Here is an 18,585-nt window from a genome sequence, read left to right as displayed (position 1 = left end):
GTGCGGCGGGCGGCCCCGGCTACAGTGACCCCAGATCCTGCGAAGGCGAGGGGTTCCGTTGGGGGGAGCGAGGGGGAAGCGGCCCACCGTGGTCGTGCTCACCGCCCTGCAAGTCGAGTACGAGGCGATGCGCCGCCACATGACCGACGTGCGCGAGGTGCCGTTGCCCCAGGGCACGCTCCTCGACCTCGGACGGATACCCGGCCTCAACTGGAGCGTGGCGCTCGCCGAGACGGGCCCGACCAACACCCGCGCGGCCCTCGTCGCCCAGCACGCCATCGAGCAGGTCGACCCCGACGCGGTGTTCTTCGTCGGTGTCGCCGGAGGGCTCAAGGAGGACGTCCGCCCCGGTGACGTCGTCGTCGCCAGCAAGGTCTACGGCCACCACGGCGGACGCGAGAGCGCGGACGGGTTCGCCGCCCGCCCCGAGGCGTGGCAACCCACGCACGCCATGGACCAGTTGGTGCGCTCCGCCCGCCGCAACACCCCCTGGGCCTTCCTCCCCTCCGGCACCACCCCCGCGCCACTGCCGCGGGTCCACTTCGAGCCGATCGCCTCGGGCGACGTACTCCTCGCCGCGCGCGACTCCGAGACATTCCGCCGCATCAAGCGGCACTACAACGACGCCGTGGCCGTCGACATGGAGAGCTTCGGGGTGACCCGGGCGGCCGGGATGAACCCGGCGCTGCGCGCCCTGTGCGTCCGCGGCATCAGCGACAACGCCGACCCGGACAAGAGCGCGTACGACGCGGCGGGCTCACAGGAGACGGCGGCCCGCCACGCCGCCGCCTTCGCCCTCCGCCTCCTGCGTGACCTGCGCCCCGCCGCGCGACCGGCACCGAAACCGGCCCCGGCACCCTCCGTCATCGTCGTGTCCGGCCCGGAGCCTCCGCCCGACCCGGTGGAGTGGAAGGGCCGGCCCGTCGTCACCGTCGGCGCACAGGAGTACCTCCTCCACGACGGGCCCGACGACCTGCTCCACGAGACCGAGGACCATGACGTGGTGCGGCGCCAGGCAGTGGCGCGTGTCGTCTCCGGCAGCGGCACCGGCACCCACGTCTGGCTGCGGCAGGTCGAGCGGATCCGGCCCTCGCACGGCCCCGGCGGCTCCGACCCCTTGGCCGCGCTCGAACGGGAGGCGAGGCTGTGCCGGCGCCTCGGCGGCCCCGACGTCGTCCAACTGGCCCGTGGCGGCACGACCGCGACGCTCGCCCTGGCCTGGCCCGGCGGGACGAACCCCGCCGGCCCCGCGGAAACCCTCCACGCGATGCTGCCCGATCCGCCGGCCGCGCTGGACCCCATGCGCCTGTGGACCCTGGTGAAAGGGCTCGCCGCCGTCGCCGAGGCCCTCGAACGGCTGAGCGCCACAGGGCACGCGCACCGGGCGCTGCGCCCGACGGCGATCGTCCTGCACCGGCCGCGCGCCGCCCTGCGTGACCTGGGCCTCGCCGCCGTGCCGCCCCGCCCGGGCGAGAACCCCGGCCCCTTCCAGGCCCCCGAACAGCGCTACGGCTCCGGCGCGCGACCCGGCCCCGCCACCGACGTCTACCAGCTCGGCGCGCTGCTGCACCGCGCGCTCACCGGCCGCGCGGCCACGCCCGACCCGCCGCCCCACCGCGGCCCGGACTTCGTGCCGGACGGCCTCGTCCACGTGGTCGCCGCCGCTCTGCGGGGAGACCCGAGGGCCCGGCCGCGGATGCGTACGCTGCGGCTCGCCCTGCGCGCCGCCGCACGCGAGCTGGCCTCCGTCCCGCCGTCCCCGCGCTGAGGAGCGTCGCAGATGTCCTTCGCCACCGTCGCCCTGCGCGCTCCCGTGGTCCTCGTCCCGGTGCCGGGCCTCGACGCCCAGCTCCGCACGAAGGCCCGGGGCAGCGCGGGTCTGCCGCCCGACGTCCCCCGGATCGTGCACGACCTGAACGCGCTGGAGGACGGCGCCGCCACGATCCTCAGCCCGGCCCAGGGCCGGTACAAGGCGTCCTTGCTCGTCCACACACGGACGTACCGGCTGCGTCTGGAACCGACGCACCGCGGGACCGGCTACCTCGTCAAGCACATCGACGCGCTGCGCCTGGCCGATCACGCACGCCTCGCGCGCTCCAGCCTCCTGGTGCGCCCGCCCGCCTGGCACATGGTCTTCGAACTGCCCGCCGTCCCCGCGGGCGCGAACGCCCAGTGGCACCACGTCGAGCAGGCCTGGCAGACGCTCGGACGGGAACAGGCGCCGCAGGGGTCCGCCGGCACCCTCAGCGAGACCCAGACGGAGTTCCTCGACACGGTGGACCGGTTGATCGACGCGACCGAGGACATCACCACCCGGGAGCAGCGCGACGCCGCGCCCTTCCCCTACCGCCGCGTCTCGGCGACGGCGGGACAGCGCCGCAACACCCCGCAGTCCGTCTACGAGTTCCAGCTCGTCGGCGCCGACATGCCGTCGCCCGGGGACTACGTCCGCGTGGAGGGCGACACCGAGACCCGGGGAAAGGTGAGCCGCGCGGCGGGCGGTTCCGTCACCGTGCGCTTCGACCAGCCCCTGTCCTGGGACCGCCTGCCGGCCCGCGGAGCCCTGGAGATCGTGCCGAGCACGGTGGTCTTCGCCAAGCAACGACAGGCCGTGGCGAGCCTGCGCACGGGGGACGCCAGGAACCCGGGGCTGCTGGCGGCCATGGCGGAGCACCGCGTACGCCCGGTCCCCGCCACGTCCGTCCGGCCGCACGAACAGCTCGACCCCGAGCAGCTCGCCGCGTTCCGCGCGGCGCTGACCACCGAGGACCTGCTGGTGGTGCTGGGGCCGCCCGGCACCGGCAAGACCCGGACGATCACCGAGATCGCCCGTACCGCCGTGCGAGCGGCCACCGCCGAGACCGGTCGTGTGCTCGTCACCTCCCACACCAACCGCGCGGTCGACAACGTCCTGGCCCGGCTCCCCGACGATCTCGTGGTGATCCGGGTCGGGGACGCCGCCAAGGTCCATGCCGACGTGGCCCCGTTGCTCCTGGAGGAACAGTCGGAGAACCTCTCCGAGGGCATTCAGCACGCCATGGCGCAGCGCGTCGAGACCTACCGGAAGGCGTCCGCCGTCGCGCCGTGGACCGATGAGCTGGCCGCCAGGCTCCAGCAGGTCGACGAAGCGGCCGCGGACGTCGAGGCGGCGGCCGAGCGGGCCCGGGCGGCGATCCGGGCGGCGGCCGCACCGGGCATGGCGTCGCTGACGGCTCTCCAGCAGCAGGAGGAGGAGCGCACGGCGTCCCTGCGGTCGTCGGCCGAGCGGGCGGCATGGCTCGGGCAGAAGGCGCGGACCGCACGGCAGCGCTCCGACCTCTTCCTCGTCGGCCGGTTCTACCGCTCCCGTGCGAGGCGCCGGGAGGCGGAACTCACCGAGGTGGTGACCGAGGTGGAGCGGCTCCAGTCCTGGGAGCCCGAGCTGCGCAGGCAGGCGGAGGCGGCGCGGGCCGAGGTGGAGCGCGCGGTGCGGGAGGACCCCCGGGTCGGCACGGCGCGCGCCGCCCACCGCGCGGCGGAAGCGTGCCTCGCCGACCAGGTGCGATCGGCGCAGACAGCCGGCGACATGGCCGCCCACGCGCTGGGCACGGTCGTACCGGACGCGGCCCCTCCCGTCCTGCCACCGGACCCGGTTGGAGCGGCGGCCGCGCTGCACGCACTCCACGCGGAGCTGGCGGGATGGCTGCCGGTCCTCGACAAGCGCCTGGAGCTCGCCGCGCAGTGGCAGGCGGCCACCGGCCAGGACCCGCGTCAACTGGTTCCCGAACTGGTCCGCTACGCCCAGGTGGTGGGCGCCACGTGCATCGGTGCCGCGTCTCGCGCCGAGCTCTCCGGAGTCGACTTCGACCTGGGGATCGTCGACGAAGCGGGGCAGATCGGCGTCGCGGACACACTGGTGCCGCTGACGCGCGTGCGGCGTGGCGTCCTCGTCGGCGACGACCAGCAGCTCCCGCCCTTCCGCGACTCCGAGGTGGACGAGTGGGCGCGGGGCACCGGCGACCCCGAACTGCTGCGGCTGATGTCGCAGAGCGCCTTGGCGCGCCTGCGTGCCGGTCTGCCGTCCTCCCATGTCGTGCGTCTGACGCGGCAGCGTCGGATGCCCGCCGAGATCGCCGACTTCATCTCGGCCGCGTTCTACGGCGGAACGCTGCTGACCGAGAAGGACCATCGGCACACCGACCTGTTGTTCACCAGCCCGATGGCGTACGTCGACACCGCCGCGCTGCCCATGCGCACACGCTTCGAGAAGGGGAGCAACCGCGCCGAGGGCAGGAACCGGAAGGGCCCCTTCAACCCGTGCGAGGCCCGCCTCCTGGCGAGGCTCGCGGCCTACTACCACCGCAGGGGCTCCGAGTGGGTCGTGATCGTCCCCTACCTCGCGCAGCGCCAGGAGGTCATCCGCCATCTGACCCCGCTCATCGGCGACTCCCAGCTCGCGGAGGCGTCGGTCGGCAGCGTCGACTCCTACCAGGGAGGGGAGCGCGACATCGTCCTGTACGGATTCACCCGCAGCAACCCGCACGGCCGCATCGGCTTCCTGAAGGAGCTGCGCCGCACCAATGTGGCCTTCAGCCGCGCCAAGACCCAACTGGTGCTCACGGGCGACCTGAGCACCTTGATGCGCGCGGACGACCCCGACTTCCGGGACCTGGTCTCCGCCCTCCACCGCCACCTTCTCGACCGGGGTGACCTGCGGCAGTACGCGGCCGTCATGGCCGACCTCGATGACGCGGTTCCGGACCTGGGCAAGGTCACCGACCCCTCCGCCGAAGGGAGCCGGCCATGACGACGGCCACCCGGCTGATGAACTTCCCCGAGGAACGGGCCCTGGAGGACGCCTCCTTCGGGCAAGGCATCGTGCCCACGCGCCTGTACGCCCTGCTGCTGCCGGTCTGGCAGGTGGAGATCCGCGCCGACATCACCGAGGGCGAGGACTTCTACCTCATCGACCGCTTCCTGGAGCGCGGGCTGCGCCACGGTTCCTTCCACACCGTCGACGAACTCGCGGACTTCTTCGCCCTGGACCGGCCCCTCGTCACGCAAGCCGTCCGCTTCCTCACCGCGATCGGTCATGTCCGGGAGGACACGGAGGGCCGACTGTCCCTGACCGCGCTGGGCCGGCGCTCCGTGGACGACGACGTCCGCTACGTGGTCACCCACCAGGACCGCAGGCAGCTCTACTTCGAGGCCCTGAGCTGCACTCCCCTGCCCCGCGCGCACTACGACGACGAAGTCGTCACCTTTCTGTCCGGCGACGAACTGGCCGCGGTGCAACGAAGCGACCACTACCCGCGCTTCACACCGATCCACTCGGCGTCGAGCTTCGACCACGCGGCCCTCGACCGCCTCAGAACCCGCAAGGACCGGGCACGCTTCAATCTGCCGGTCGCCCTGGACGCCCTGGAAGCCTTGAGCGAGACACGCGTCTTCCTGCCCGTCTACCTCGTACGCGGCCGAGAGCGCCATCTGGTCTACGGCCAGGCCCAGGCGGGCAACGCGCACGATCCGGAGCTGAGCGACATCTGCTCCCGTACGCCCGAACTCGTGAACGCCCTCGACAACGAGGAGCTGGACGAGGAAGCGGACGACCGCCTTCTGCGGTCCGCCCGCAAGTGGCTGGACAGGCTGGGGCACGAGGCGATCGCCCCGGAACAGGACGACGACGGCACCTGGTCGGTCTCCCTGCCCTCCACCGCGTTCGGCGAGAAGGGCCTCCCCCATGCGCGGATCGGCGGCTACCGCATGGCGGGCAGCCGCTTCTACCGCGTGTGGTGCGCCGACGAGACCGCGCGCAAGCTCGCTCTCCTCGCACGGCTGGACCAGCGCATGGGCTCGCGTGCGCACGTCACCCGGCAGGACGCGGAGGAACTCATCGCCCGCCTGGCGCGCCAACTGCGCCTCGCCGCGCCCGGACTCGCCCGGCTTCGCGACGGCGCGAGGAGAACCGGCCGCACCGGCCTGGAGAGTCAGCTGGCACGACTGGAGAAGGAACCCACGTGATCGACACAGGTGCACTTCTGCTCGCCGAGTACGAACAGGTCAAGCAGGAGCAGCGGGCCCGGATCGGTTTCCGGGACAACCTCATCTACGCCACTCTCGGCGTCATGGCGGCGGTGATCGGCTCCACGCTGGCCCGGGGCGGCCATCTGGAGATGCTGCTGCTGCTCCCTCCGCTCTCCGTGATCCTGGGATGGACCTATCTGGTCAACGACGAGAAGATCTCCGCCGCGGGGCGGTACATCCGCGACGACCTGTCCCCGCGCCTCCAGGAGATCGCACCGGACCAGGCCGTCGTCTTCGGCTGGGAGTCGGCGCACCGGCGCGACACGCACCGGCGCTCACGCAAGCGGCTCCAGCTCGCCGTGGACCTCCTGACGTTCTGCGGGGCGCCACTCGCGGCACTCGTCGTCTACTGGCTCCTTGGCCCGACGCCATGGCAGCTCCTCCTGGTCTCGGCCGCGGAGACCGCCATGGTCGTCGGACTCTCCGTGCAGGTCGTGCGCTACGCCGACCTGGGCGGCTGACGGAGCCGCCGCTCAGCCGAGGAAGCTCAGCCGGACCTTCCGCTCCGGGTTGTCCACGTTCGTGTCGACCAGGCACACCGACTGCCACGTCCCCAGTTCCAGGGAGCCGCCGACCACCGGCAGGGTCGCGTGCGGGGGTACGAACGCGGGGAGTACGTGGTCGCGGCCGTGGCCGGGGCTGCCGTGGCGGTGCTGCCAGCGGTCGTCCGCCGGGAGCAGGGTGTGCAGGGCGGAGAGCAGGTCGTCGTCGCTGCCGGCGCCCGTCTCGATCACGGCGATGCCGGCCGTGGCGTGCGGGACGAAGATGTTGAGCAGGCCGTCACGTCCGCGGGCGGCTTCGCGGAGGAAGGACTCGCAGTCGCGGGTGAGGTCGACGACTCGTTCGTCGGAGCCGGTGGTGAGGTTCAGGATGCGGGTCGTGAATGCGTCGGACATGGGGCCATTGTCGCTCTGTCGACCTCCGTGGGCCCGCAGCCCCGGGCGAAGGGCGCGCCCTCGACCACGTGGTGCAGCGTGGCGGGAAGATCCGTGGCCCCGGTCCAGTTGGTACGAGCGTGAACGAGATCGGGGCAGTCGAAGCAGCGGCAACCGATGACGGGACGATCGGCACGGCCGACGCGCGCGAGGGCGCGGACGCGCGGCCGGAGAATGCAGCGAGGCCGGTCGACGTCGTGGTCATCGGCGCCGGCCAGGCCGGGCTCTCCGCCGCCTTCCACCTGCGGCGGGTCGGCCTCGTCCCGGAGCGGGACTTCGTCGTGCTCGACCACGCGCCCCGGCCGGGCGGCGCCTGGCAGTTCCGGTGGCCCTCGCTCACGTACGGCAAGGTGCACGGGATGCACTCCCTGCCGGGCATGGAGCTGACCGGCGCCGACCCGGCCCGCCCTTCGTCGGAGGTCGTCGCTGGCTACTTCGCCGCGTACGAGGACCGGTTCGACCTGCGCGTACGGCGGCCCGTCAAGGTGCGCCGGGTCCGGGAGGGGGACGGCGGGCGGCTGCGCGTCGAGACCTCGGACGGCGCCTGGGCGGCACGCGCGCTGATCAACGCGACCGGTACCTGGGACAAGCCGTTCTGGCCGCGCTACCCCGGCCAGGACACGTTCCGGGGGCGGCAACTCCACACTGCGCGGTACCCGGGGCCCGAGGCGTTCGCGGGGCAGCGGGTCGTCGTGGTCGGCGGTGGCGCCTCGGGCACGCAGCACCTCATGGAGATCGCCCCGTACGCGGCCACGACGACCTGGGTGACACGGCGCCCGCCCGTCTTCCGCGAGGGCCCCTTCGACGAGGAGCGCGGGCGGGCGGCGGTCGCGCTGGTCGAGGAGCGGGTGCGGCAGGGGCTCGCCCCGCTGAGCGTCGTCTCGGTCACGGGCCTGCCGCTCAACGACGCGATCCGGGAGGCCCGCGCCAACGGTGTCCTGGACCGCCTCCCCATGTTCGACCGGATCACGCCGACCGGTGTGGCCTGGGACGACGGGCGCACGGTCGACGCCGACGTCATCCTGTGGGCCACCGGGTTCCGCGCCGCCATCGACCACCTCGCGCCGCTGCGGCTCCGCGAACCGGGCGGCGGCATCCGCATGGAGGGCACGCGCGCCGCTCTGGACCCGAGGGTGCACCTGGTCGGGTACGGGCCTTCGGCGAGCACGATCGGCGCGAACCGCGCGGGGCGGGCCGCGGTGCGGGACGTCCAGCGACTGCTGCGGTCCACGACGGACGCGGTACGGACGGCGGCGTGAGCCGCCCCTAGCTCCGCTGGTTCCTGTTGAACTCCGCCACGTTCCTGCGCTGCTCCGCGTAGTCGGAGGTGAAGCGGGTGTCGCCCGGCTTGACGGTGACGAAGTACAGCCAGTCGCCGCGCGTCGGCCGCGTCGCCGCCTTCAGCGCCGTCTCCCCCGGATTGCCGATCGGCGAGGGCGGCAGCCCCTTGCGCGCGTACGTGTTGTAGGGGCTGTCCGACTTGGTGTCCTTGGCGCTGGTGTCGAGCGTGGAACGGTTCAACGCGTAGTTGAGGGTCGAGTCCATCTGCAACGGCATCCCCCGGCCGAGCCGGTTGTAGATGACGCGGGCGACCTTGCCCATGTCGTCGGCGTTGTCCGCCTCCGCCTGGACGATGCTCGCGACGGTCACCCTCTGATACAGATTCACCGCGCTCCCGTCGACGCTCGCGCTTACCCGACTGCCCGCGAACCTCTTGGTGGCCGTGTCGACCATGTACGAGAGGACCGACTCCGGGGTCGACTCGTCGTCGATGGGGTACGTCGCGGGGAAGAGGAAGCCTTCCGGGTGGCCGCCCGCCTGCTCCGGGAGCCGGAGCCGCGCTTTCGGCACGTCCTTGCGGGTGGTGCCGGCGGGCAGGTCGAGAGCCTTGTCGACGGCCGCGTAGACCTGGCTCGACCGCCAGCCCTCGGGGATCGTCAGTGTGCTCGGCCCCTTTTTCTCGCCGGTCATGGTCAGCGGCACCACGACAGCGGCGGCCACCACGACGGCTCCGGTGACGAGCAGGGCGATCCGGCCCCTGCGTGTGAGTCGCCGTAGGCCCCGTCGCGGAGTCTCGCTCGGCATACCCGTACGGTTCGGCATAGCCGTACGATAACCCGCACATCAGGCCGGTATGGGGCGTTACGGACTCATGCCGGGCCCGTGCCGGTCCGGCTCACGCCGCCGTCTCCAGGCGCGCGTCGCGCCGCACCAGCGCCGCGTACCGGCCGTCCTCGGCCAGCAGCTCCTCGTGCGTGCCGCGCTCGGCTATGCGGCCTCCGTCCAGGACGACGATCTGGTCGGCGTCGCGGATCGTGGAGAGGCGGTGCGCGATGGTGAGCGTGGTGCGGTCGGCCGAGAGGGCGTCGATCGCCTCCTGCACGGCGTGCTCGGTGCGGGTGTCGAGCGCGCTGGTCGCCTCGTCGAGGATGAGGATCGGCGGGTCGCGCAGGATGGTGCGGGCGATGGCCAGGCGCTGCTTTTCGCCGCCGGAGAAGCGGTGGCCGCGCTCACCGACCACGGTGTCGTACCCGTCGGGCAGGCCGGCTATGTGGTCGTGGATCTGGGCCGCGGCGGCAGCGGCGTGCAGCTCCTCGTCGGTGGCGTCCGGTTTGGCGAACCGGAGGTTGTCGGCGACCGAGGCGTGGAAGAGGTACGTCTCCTGCGAGACGACGCCGACCGCGCGCGCGAGGGTGTCGAAGTCCAGGTCGCGCACATCGACCCCGTCGATCGTGACACGGCCGCCCGTGACGTCGTACAGGCGCGGCACGAGGTAGCTGAGCGTGGACTTGCCGGAGCCGGTCGGGCCGACCACGGCGAGGCTGCCGCCTGCCGGGACGGTGATGTCTATGCCGTCGAGGATCGGTTCCTGCCGGTCGTCGGCGTCGTAGCGGAACTCGACGTCCTCGAAGCGGACCTCGCCCTTGACGCTGTCGAGGTGGACCGCGTCCTCGCGCTCGGTGATGTCGACGCGCAGGTCGAGGTATTCAAAGATGCGCTGGAAGAGGGCGAGCGAGGTCTGGATCTGGACGCCGGTCTGGAGCAGGCTGACCGTCGGCCGGAAGAGTCCCTGCTGGAGCGAGACGAACGCGACGAGCGTGCCGATGGAGACGCTCGGGCCGCCCAGTTGGAAGGCGATGCCCGCCGCCCAGTAGATGAACGCGGGCATGGCGGCCATGACGATGCTGATGACGGCCATGCGCCAGCGGCCCGCCATGTTGGAGCGCACCTCGAGGTCGACCAGGCGGTCGGACTCGTCGGAGAAGGACTTGGTGAGGGAGTCGGCGCGGCCCATGGTACGGCCGAGCAGGATGCCGCTGACGGAGAGCGACTCGGTGACGGTCGCGGCCATTGCGGCCATCTGCTTCTGGCGCTGGGTGGCGATCTTCTTGCGCTCGCGACCGACGCGGCGGGCTATCCACACGAAGACGGGGAGCAGCAGCAGGGAGACGAGCGTGAGCCGCCAGTCGAGGGCGACCATGGCGACGATCGTGGCGACGACGCTCGTCAGGTTCGAGACGAGGGAGGTCGCGGTGGAGGTCACCGTCGCCTGCATGCCGCCGATGTCGTTGGCGATGCGGGACTGGACCTCGCCGGTGCGGGTCCTGGTGAAGAAGGCGAGCGACATGCTCTGCAGCCGTCCGTAGACGGCGGTGCGCAGGTCGTGCATGACGCGCTGGCCGACGGTCGTCGAGATCAGTGTCTGCAGGACACCGAAGACGCTGGTGACGACGGCGCTGAGGATCATGCCGAGGGCGAGCAGGCTGAGCAGCCCGGTGCGGCCCTGCGGTATGGCGACGTCGAGGATCTCCTTGAGCAGGAACGGCGTCGCGACCGTGACCAGCGAGGCGGCGCCCACGAGCAGGCCGACGAGCGCGAGGCGGCCGCGGTAGGGGCGGAAGAGGGAGAGGATGCGGCGGATCTGCCGCGGCTGGCCCGATGCCTGGGCATCGGGGGGCGGCGTCCAGTCGATTACGTCGCGGGGCATGGGCCTCCTAGGTCGGGGACGAGTCCGGCGGGAAGTCGCCGGATTCGACCTTGGGGAGCATAGCTCATTGTTACCTATACTCACAATGCACGAAGTCCTGCTAATGTTCCCGCCATGAGTACCCCGGACGCCGACGGCTTCCTCGCCGAGCAGTTGCTGCGGCTCACCCGCCGCCTGCAGCGCATACAGAAGCGGCAGCTGGAGCCCGTCGGGATCACGCCCGCGCAGTCCCGGCTGCTCCGCACGCTGGTGCACTACGAGACGCCGCCGCGGATGGCGGACCTCGCCCAGCGCCTGGAGGTCGTGCCCCGCGCCGTGACCAGCGTCGTGGACGGTCTGGAGGCCGGTGAGCTGGTGCGCCGCGTGCCCGACCCCACCAACCGCCGGGTCATCCGGATCGAGCTGACCGAGCGGGGCCGGGCCGCCCTGCGGGAGCTGCGCAGCGCGCGCCGCGCGGCGGCGGAGGAGATCCTGGCCCCGCTGGACGCGGCACAGCGCGCCCAGCTCACCACCTTGCTGAACGCCTTGTTCGAGACCCCCCGCGACCTGCGTGCCGAGCGCCCGCGCGAACATGAGAACTGAACCGCCGACACCTGCACCGATCTGACCCGCCCGCACCTGCACCGACCTGACACGAGGAGAGGCGAGAGGCATGCCGTTGCTGGAGCCGAAGCCGGAAGCCCTGCGCCCCGGACCCCGCCCCTCGGGCCCGGCGCACGACCGGGTCGCGGACGAGCGGGCGGGCGGCACCCCCGAGCCGCTGCGCTCGGACCTGGAGCGGCTGCTCGGCGCGGAGAAGGTCCTGACCAAGATCTCCGATCTCGTGCGCTACGCCTCGGACGCGAGCCCCTACCGCTTCGTGCCCCAGGTCGTGGTGGTCGCCGAGGACATCGACGACGTGTCGGCGGTCCTGTCGTACGCGCACGGCAAGGGCCGCGAGGTCGTCTTCCGCGCGGCGGGCACGTCGCTGAACGGGCAGGCGCAGGGCGAGGACATCCTGGTGGACGTCCGGAAGTCCTGGTCGGGCGTCGAGATCATCGGTGACGGTTCTAGGGCGCGCATCGGCCCCGGCACCACCGTCGTACGGGCCAACATGGCACTGGCCCGGCACGGGCGCGTGCTCGGCCCCGACCCGGCGAGCGCCGTCGCCTGCACGGTCGGCGGCGTGGTGGCGAACAACGCCTCGGGGATGACGGCGGGGACGACCCGGAACTCGTACCGCACGGTCGCCTCGCTCACCTTCGTCCTGCCGTCCGGGACGGTCGTGGACACCGCCGACCCGGCGGCCGACGAGGAGCTCGCCCAAGCCGAACCGGCGCTCTGCGAGGGCCTGATGGCGATCAAGCGGGAGATCGAGGCGGACGCGGAGTTGACGCGCCGGATCCGCGCCAAGTACGAGATCAAGAACACGAACGGCTACCGCCTCGACGCCTTCCTGGACGGCGCGACACCCGTCGAGATCCTTCGCGGCCTCATGGTCGGCTCCGAGGGCACCTTCGGCTTCATCTCCGACATCGTCTTCGACACCCTGCCGCTGGACCGGCGGGTGTCGACGGCGCTGCTCTTCTTCCCGTCGCTGCCCGCCGCCGCGGCGGCCGTGCCTCTGTTCAACGAGGCGGGCGCGCTGGCCGTGGAGCTGATGGACGGCAACACACTGCGGGCGTCGGTCAGCGTGCAGGGCGTGCCGCAGGACTGGGCCGAGCTGCCGAAGGAGACGACGGCGCTCCTGGTGGAGTTCCGGGCGCCCGACGAGGAGCGCCAGGCCGCCTACGAGGAGGCGGCGGCGAAGGTGCTCGACGCGCTCGACCTCGTCGCCCCCGTCGCCTCGGTGACCAACGCCTTCACGCGCGACGCGAAGACGATCAACGGCTACTGGAAGGCGCGCAAGGCGTTCGTCACGGCGGTCGGCGGCGCGCGCCCCTCGGGCACGACGCTGATCACCGAGGACTTCGCGGTGCCGCCGTCCCGGCTCGCGGAGGCGTGCGAGGCGCTGCTCGACCTCCAGACGCGGCACGGTTTCGACGCCGCCGTGGCCGGTCACGCCGCCCACGGCAACCTGCACTTCCTGCTGGCCTTCGACGCCGCGCTGCCGGCGGACGTCGACCGGTACGCGGCCTTCATGGACGACTTCTGCCGGCTCACCGTGGAGCGGTTCGACGGCTCACTCAAGGCCGAACACGCCACCGGGCGCAACATCGCGCCCTTCCTGGAGCTCGAATGGGGCCCGCGCGCCACGGAGCTGATGTGGCGCACGAAGCAGATCATCGACCCCGACGGCGTCCTCGCCCCCCGCATCGTCCTCGACCGCGACCCGAAGGCGCATCTGCGCGGCCTGAAGACCATCCCCAAGGTGGAGCTGATCGCCGACCCGTGCATCGAGTGCGGCTTCTGCGAGGACACCTGCCCCAGCGAGGACCTGACCACCACGCCGCGTCAGCGCATCGTGCTGCGCCGCGAGATGATGCGCCAGCCCGCCGGTTCACCGGTCGAGGCCGCGCTGGTCGACGCCTACGGCTACGACGCCGTGGACACCTGCGCCGGTGACTCCACCTGCAAGCTGGCCTGCCCGGTCGGCATCGACACCGGGGCCTTCATGAAGAGCTTCCGGCACGCGCGGCACTCGCCGCGCGAGGAGCGGGTGGCCGCGCTCACCGCCAAGAACTTCAAGGCCGTCGAGGCGTCCGCGCGGCTCGCCGTGGCCGCCGCCGACAAGATCGGCGACCGGCTGCTCACGGCGGTGACGAAGAAGGCCCGCAAGGCGGTCCGCCCCGACCTGGTGCCCGAGTGGCTGCCGGAGATCCCGGCCGCGGCCTCCCGCAAGCTGCCCCGCACCGCGCGCGTGGGCGCCTCGGCCGTGTACTACCCGGCCTGTGTGAACCGCATCTTCGGCACCCCGGGAGACGTGTCGCTCCCCCAGGCCGTCGTCGCGGTCTCCGCGCGCGCGGGGCGTCCGGTGTGGATCCCGGAGGACGTCGCGGGCACCTGCTGCGCCACGATCTGGCACTCCAAGGGGTACGACGAGGGCAACAGGATCATGGCGAACCGGATCGTCGAGGCGGCCTGGGGCTGGACCGCGGGCGGCCGCCTCCCGCTCGTCGTCGACGCCTCGTCCTGCACCCTGGGCATCGCGCACGAGGTGGTGCCCTACCTCACCGACGACAACCGGGAACTGCACGCGGAGCTGACCGTCGTCGACTCCCTGGTGTGGGCCGCCGAGGAGCTGCTGCCGCACCTCACCGTCGAGCGCACGATCGGCTCGGCCGTGCTGCACCCCACGTGCTCCATGGAACACCTCGGTGACGTCGCCCAGTTGCGGGCCATCGCCGAGGCCTGCGCCGACGAGGTCGTGATCCCGGACAATGCCGGCTGCTGCGCCTTCGCGGGCGACCGCGGCATGTTGCACAAGGAGCTGACCGAGACGGCGACCCGCAGAGAGGCCGCGGAGGTCACCTCGCGCGCGTACGACGCGTACCTCTCGGCCAACCGGATGTGCGAGGTGGGTATGGACCACGCGACAGGTCATACGTACCACTCCGTGCTGGTGGAGCTGGAGCGGGCGACGCGGCCGGTGTGACCCGGCCGGGGGCGCGGTGACAGAAGTCCAACTCCCCGGCCCCTTCCGTCCCTTGCGTCCCCTTCCCGGCCCCCTCCAAGGTGGCAGGCGTTTGCCCGGCACCGCACCCGCCAGCCTTGGAGGTCCGATGCACGACGACAACCTGCCCTCGTACGAGACGCCCGAGCCCGATGAGCACCTCGGGTCCGGGACCGGATCCGACGGCCACTCCCGGCGTGACGTCCTGCGCACCGCGGGCGTCGCGGGCGCGGGGCTCGGCCTCGCCGCGCTCGGCGGCACGGGCGCGGCCCATGCCGCCGCCGGACCGGACTCCACGTCCGACGCCGCCGCCCCCTCGGAGGCCGCCGCCCCCGCACGCCAGGGCCGCACGATGATCGGCGTACCGTTCGAGCGGCGCTCCACGGTCCGCGTCGGCATCATCGGGCTCGGCAACCGCGGCGGCAGCATGATCGACCTGTTCCTGGCCATGCCGGGCGTCCGCGTCGTCGCGCTGTGCGACCCCGTGAAGGACAAGACGGCCCGCGCGGCAGCGAAGGTGACGGCCGCGGGCCAGCCGGCCCCGGCCACGTACACCAAGGGCGAGCACGACTTCGAGAACCTCTGCAAGCGCGGCGACATCGACTTCGTGTACGCGGCGACGCCCTGGGACTGGCACTTCGAGATGGCGAAGACGGCGATGCTGAACGGCAAGCACGTCGGCGTCGAATGCCCCATCGCAATCCAGCTCGACCAGTTGTGGGAGCTGGTGAACCTCTCCGAGCGCACCCGCAGACACTGCATGCAACTGGAGAACTGTTGCTACGGCCGCAACGAGATGCGCGTCCTGCGGATGGCGCACGCGGGCAAGTTCGGCCGGCTCCTGCACGGCGCGGGCGCGTACAACCATGACTTGCGCGGCCTGATGTTCGACCCCGACTACTACGAGGGGCCGTGGCGCCGCCTGTGGCACACCCGGCTGCGCGGCGACCTCTACCCGAACCACGGCTTCGGCCCGGTCGCCAACTACATGGACGTCAACCGCGGCGACCGCGTCACCCACATCTCCAGCTTCGGCACCCCGTCCCTGGGCCTGGCCGAGTACCGCGCGGCCCACATGCCGAAGTCCGACCCGAGCTGGAAGGAGTCCTACATCGAGTCGGACCGCACGATCAGCCTCGTCCAGACGGCGAAGGGGCGCGTGATCCGCCTGGAGCACGACGTCAGCACCCCGCACCCGTACTCCCGCATCAACCAGCTCGGCGGCACCAAGGGCGTGTTCGAGGACTATCCGGAGCGGATCTACATCGAGCCGGACCACACGAACGACGAGTGGGGCGACTTCTCCGCGTACGCCGACTGGGACCACTGGCTGTGGAAGGAGCACGCCAACCCGCCCGGCGGGCACGGCGGCATGGACTACATCATGGTGTACCGCCTGATGCAGACGATGCGGCTGGGCCTCGTACCCGACTTCGACGTGTACGACGCCGCGACCTGGACCTCACCGGTCCCGCTGAGCCATCTGTCCATCAAGGCGAAGGGCGCGCCGCAGCCGATCCCCGACTTCACGCGCGGCGAGTGGCGCGATAAGCGCTCCGGGGTGGACTCGGAGAAGCCCGCCGAGGAGTGATCCGGGCGGCGGCACGGGCCGACGCGGGGCCTCGACCGGCGCCCGTGCCGCCAGTACGCTCCCGGCGCACCGGTGCGCCGAGGGGAGGCGGGGGACATGGGCGAGGACGACGCGCGGCCGGAACAAGGCGCGGCGGCGCTCGCACCGGTGGCCCGGCGGCCACTGCTGTGCGTCGTCGCCGCGTACGCGGCCGTCCTGACGGCGCTGTCGGCCCGCTACGGCTTCCACCGCGACGAGCTGTACTTCCTCGCCGCGGGCCACCACCTCGACCGGGGCTACGTGGACCAGCCGCCGCTCACTCCCCTGCTCGCCCGCGCCTCGACCGGGTTCTTCGGGGACAGCCTCGCGGGTCTGCGCGCGGTGGCGACGCTCGCCGCGTCGGCGACGGTGCTGGTCGCGGCGCTGGTGGCACGCGAGTTGGGCGGCGGACGCGGCGCGCAGGTCCTCGCGGCCGTCCTCACCGCGCTCGGGGCGCAGGCGCTCGCAGTGGGGCACATGGTGTCCACGGCGACGTTCGACCTGCTGGTGTGGGCGATGGTGAGCTGGCTCGTGCTGCGGGTGCTGCGGACCGGGGACGGGCGCTGGTGGCTCGCGGCGGGCGCGGTCACGGGGATCGGCGTGCAGAACAAGTTCCTGGTGGTGCTGCTCGTCGCCGTGCTGCTCGCGTCGATCGTGTGGGTGGGGCCGCGCCGGGTGCTGTTCAGCGGTTGGTTCCTGGTCGGTTGCGCGGTGGCGCTGGTCCTGGCCGCGCCGACGCTGTGGTGGCAGGCGGCGCACGACTGGCCGCAGTTCACGGTGGCGCGCGGCATCAGCGAGGACGACGGCGCCGAGAACCGCGCCCTGCTCCTCCCCCAGCAACTCATATACCTCTCCCCGCTGTTCGTGCCCGCGTGGGTCGCCGGGTGGCTGCGCTTGTGGCGCGCGCCCGACGTGCGGTGGGCGCGCGCGTTCGCGGTCGCGTATCCGCTGTTGTGCGCGGTGGTGCTGTTGCTGGGCGGCAAGGGGTACTACACGGTGCCGCTGCTCGTGGTGCTGCTCGCGGCCGGGTGCGAGCCGGTGCTGCGGTGGGCGCGGGCAGGGGCGGGGGCGGCGCGGTGGTCCCTGCTGACGGCCGCCGTGGTGGTGTCGGCCGTGGTCAACGCCGTGATCACCTTGCCCGTGCTGCCGCCGTCCGCGCTCGCCGTGCCGATGGCGCTCAACAAGGAACAGGGCGAACAGCTCGGCTGGCCCGAACTGGCCGACGCGGCACGGCGGGGCTGGGACCGGATCCCGCGCCGGGACAGGTCCCGCGCCGTCCTTTTCACCGGCAACTACGGTGAAGCGGGCGCCCTGGCACGCTACGGTCCGGCGCGCGGGCTGCCCGTCCCCTACTCCGGCCATATGAGCTACGCCGACTGGGGCCCGCCGCCCGACTCCGCGAACGGGCCGGTCCTGCTCGTCCGGACGGCCGACGCCTCCGGCATCGACCGGCACTTCACCGGCTGCCGCACGGTCGCCCGCGTCGACAACGGCCACGACGTGGAGAACGAGGAGCAGGGCGCGGCGGTCGTCCTGTGCGACGGCCCCGCACGGCGCTGGTCGGTGCTGTGGCCGTCCCTGCGCCACGCCTACTGATCCGGGCCCCGGCCGGGCGCGGCCGTCGGGCCGCTGTCACGCCTTGAGTTCGGCCTTGTCCCCCATGACGACGACCGGGTGCTGCGCGGGGTCGAGCGTCTTGAGCAGGTACTCCATGTCCGCCTTCGACTGGCTCACACAGGCCGACGTCCCGCTGCCGTGGTCCATGTGGAGCCAGATGCTGCCGCCCTTGGACTGGCCCTGCGGACGGGTCGGGTCGTTCGGCGGAGTGCCCTTCGCCCGGTTGTAGTCGATGGCGATGACGTAGTCGAAGTCGTGCCAGTGCGACTTGGCCCAGTAGTGCGGGGCCTGGATCGACGCGGTCTGCGTGTAGGGCAGCTTGGCGCCCGGGTCGGCGAGGACGCCACCGGCGTCGCTGAGCGTGAACACGCCCACGGGGCTGCGCTTGTCGCCCTCGTGGTGGTTCGTCGTCCAGCCCTTCTTGCCGTTGTGCCCGGACCAGCTGCGCTCCTTCTTCCAGGTGGCGCCGGACTTGGTGAACAGGGCGATGGTCGCGTCCGCCGAGTCCTTGCCCTCCCCGTAGACCGCCACGACCTGGCGCGAGTCGGCCGGGATCCGCTTCTGGTAGCGGTCGCCGACGTCGGGGATGCGCTTGAGGTCGACGGCTCTCGCCTCGTCCCCGTGCGCGTTGTCCGAGGCGCGGCGCCCGTCCGACGTGTTCCGGTGGCCGCCGTCGTCGGAACCGCACGCCGCCACCGTGGCCAGAAGGACTCCACACGCCGCCATCGCGACACTCGCTCGAACCGCTCCCGCATTACGCATGCGTTCCATGGTCGCACCA

General features: G+C 72.4%; 13 protein-coding genes. 9 read left to right on the top strand and 4 right to left on the bottom strand.

Annotation, left to right across the window (positions count from 1 at the left end; translation table 11 throughout):
• Positions 1-88 precede the first annotated feature (88 nt).
• Genes ABZ877_RS03095 through ABZ877_RS03080 form a run of 4 tightly spaced genes read left to right on the top strand, consistent with a single transcriptional unit; the run spans position 89 to position 6,524 of the window.
• Positions 89-1,768, top strand: coding sequence for a hypothetical protein (locus ABZ877_RS03095; protein ID WP_361063368.1), 1,680 nt, complete (start codon positions 89-91; stop codon positions 1,766-1,768).
• Positions 1,769-1,780: 12 nt separating this feature from the next.
• A complete protein-coding gene (locus ABZ877_RS03090) occupies positions 1,781-4,786 on the top strand; it encodes an AAA domain-containing protein (protein WP_361063366.1) in 3,006 nt (1,001 codons plus the stop codon).
• A complete protein-coding gene (locus ABZ877_RS03085) occupies positions 4,783-6,000 on the top strand; it encodes a hypothetical protein (RefSeq protein ID WP_361063363.1) in 1,218 nt (405 codons plus the stop codon). Before ABZ877_RS03090 ends, ABZ877_RS03085 begins: the two co-directional genes overlap by 4 nt.
• Positions 5,997-6,524 carry a hypothetical protein gene (locus ABZ877_RS03080; RefSeq protein ID WP_361063360.1) on the top strand — a complete coding sequence of 176 codons (528 nt, stop codon included), beginning with the start codon at positions 5,997-5,999 and terminating at the stop codon, positions 6,522-6,524. The genes ABZ877_RS03085 and ABZ877_RS03080 overlap by 4 nt, the downstream gene beginning before the upstream one ends.
• A gap of 12 nt (positions 6,525-6,536) precedes the next feature.
• Here the strand turns inward: ABZ877_RS03080 and ABZ877_RS03075 are convergent, their stop codons facing one another.
• On the bottom strand, positions 6,537-6,959 hold the full coding sequence (locus tag ABZ877_RS03075; protein WP_361063357.1) for a YjbQ family protein: 423 nt from the start codon (positions 6,957-6,959) through the stop codon (positions 6,537-6,539).
• Positions 6,960-7,126: 167 nt separating this feature from the next.
• Between ABZ877_RS03075 and ABZ877_RS03070 the strand changes: the two genes are divergently transcribed.
• On the top strand, positions 7,127-8,257 hold the full coding sequence (locus ABZ877_RS03070; RefSeq protein ID WP_361063872.1) for an NAD(P)-binding domain-containing protein: 1,131 nt from the start codon (positions 7,127-7,129) through the stop codon (positions 8,255-8,257).
• A gap of 7 nt (positions 8,258-8,264) precedes the next feature.
• Here ABZ877_RS03070 and mltG read toward each other — a convergent pair whose 3' ends face one another.
• Both mltG and ABZ877_RS03060 read right to left on the bottom strand, forming a co-directional pair.
• The gene (gene mltG / locus ABZ877_RS03065) at positions 8,265-9,101 is read right to left on the bottom strand and encodes an endolytic transglycosylase MltG (protein WP_361063355.1); all 837 of its coding nucleotides are present in this window, start codon (positions 9,099-9,101) and stop codon (positions 8,265-8,267) included.
• Positions 9,102-9,174: 73 nt separating this feature from the next.
• The gene (locus ABZ877_RS03060) at positions 9,175-10,986 is read right to left on the bottom strand and encodes an ABC transporter ATP-binding protein (RefSeq protein WP_361063352.1); all 1,812 of its coding nucleotides are present in this window, start codon (positions 10,984-10,986) and stop codon (positions 9,175-9,177) included.
• A 114-nt stretch (positions 10,987-11,100) separates the two neighbouring features.
• Here ABZ877_RS03060 and ABZ877_RS03055 point away from each other — a divergent pair, with 114 nt between their 5' ends.
• The 4 genes from ABZ877_RS03055 (at position 11,101) to ABZ877_RS03040 (ending at position 17,783) form a co-directional block, all read left to right on the top strand.
• On the top strand, positions 11,101-11,568 hold the full coding sequence (locus ABZ877_RS03055; protein WP_361063349.1) for a MarR family transcriptional regulator: 468 nt from the start codon (positions 11,101-11,103) through the stop codon (positions 11,566-11,568).
• Between the two features lie 70 nt (positions 11,569-11,638).
• On the top strand, positions 11,639-14,560 hold the full coding sequence (locus ABZ877_RS03050) for an FAD-binding and (Fe-S)-binding domain-containing protein (RefSeq protein ID WP_361063346.1): 2,922 nt from the start codon (positions 11,639-11,641) through the stop codon (positions 14,558-14,560).
• Between the two features lie 127 nt (positions 14,561-14,687).
• The gene (locus ABZ877_RS03045) at positions 14,688-16,169 is read left to right on the top strand and encodes a Gfo/Idh/MocA family oxidoreductase (protein WP_361063343.1); all 1,482 of its coding nucleotides are present in this window, start codon (positions 14,688-14,690) and stop codon (positions 16,167-16,169) included.
• Between the two features lie 96 nt (positions 16,170-16,265).
• The gene (locus tag ABZ877_RS03040; protein ID WP_361063340.1) at positions 16,266-17,783 is read left to right on the top strand and encodes a glycosyltransferase family 39 protein; all 1,518 of its coding nucleotides are present in this window, start codon (positions 16,266-16,268) and stop codon (positions 17,781-17,783) included.
• Between the two features lie 36 nt (positions 17,784-17,819).
• On the opposite strand, the gene ABZ877_RS03035 is transcribed toward ABZ877_RS03040, so the two are convergent.
• On the bottom strand, positions 17,820-18,566 hold the full coding sequence (locus ABZ877_RS03035; RefSeq protein ID WP_361063337.1) for a L,D-transpeptidase family protein: 747 nt from the start codon (positions 18,564-18,566) through the stop codon (positions 17,820-17,822).
• Positions 18,567-18,585: the final 19 nt, after the last annotated feature.

The organism is Streptomyces sp. NPDC046939 (assembly GCF_040644575.1).
Taxonomy (GTDB): Bacteria; Actinomycetota; Actinomycetes; order Streptomycetales; family Streptomycetaceae; genus Streptomyces.
The sequence above is the reverse complement of the archived record's forward strand: the minus strand, read 5'-3'. Positions and strand labels throughout refer to the sequence as shown.

Coding starts and splice junctions, on each gene's coding strand:
- ABZ877_RS03090 (WP_361063366.1), top strand. CDS start 1,781: ATGTCCTTCGCCACCGTCGCCCTGCGCGCTCCCGTGGTCCTCGTCCCG.
- ABZ877_RS03085 (WP_361063363.1), top strand. CDS start 4,783: ATGACGACGGCCACCCGGCTGATGAACTTCCCCGAGGAACGGGCCCTG.
- ABZ877_RS03075 (WP_361063357.1), bottom strand. CDS start 6,959: ATGTCCGACGCATTCACGACCCGCATCCTGAACCTCACCACCGGCTCC.
- mltG (WP_361063355.1), bottom strand. CDS start 9,101: ATGCCGAACCGTACGGGTATGCCGAGCGAGACTCCGCGACGGGGCCTA.
- ABZ877_RS03060 (WP_361063352.1), bottom strand. CDS start 10,986: ATGCCCCGCGACGTAATCGACTGGACGCCGCCCCCCGATGCCCAGGCA.
- ABZ877_RS03055 (WP_361063349.1), top strand. CDS start 11,101: ATGAGTACCCCGGACGCCGACGGCTTCCTCGCCGAGCAGTTGCTGCGG.
- ABZ877_RS03050 (WP_361063346.1), top strand. CDS start 11,639: ATGCCGTTGCTGGAGCCGAAGCCGGAAGCCCTGCGCCCCGGACCCCGC.
- ABZ877_RS03045 (WP_361063343.1), top strand. CDS start 14,688: ATGCACGACGACAACCTGCCCTCGTACGAGACGCCCGAGCCCGATGAG.
- ABZ877_RS03040 (WP_361063340.1), top strand. CDS start 16,266: ATGGGCGAGGACGACGCGCGGCCGGAACAAGGCGCGGCGGCGCTCGCA.
- ABZ877_RS03035 (WP_361063337.1), bottom strand. CDS start 18,566: ATGCGTAATGCGGGAGCGGTTCGAGCGAGTGTCGCGATGGCGGCGTGT.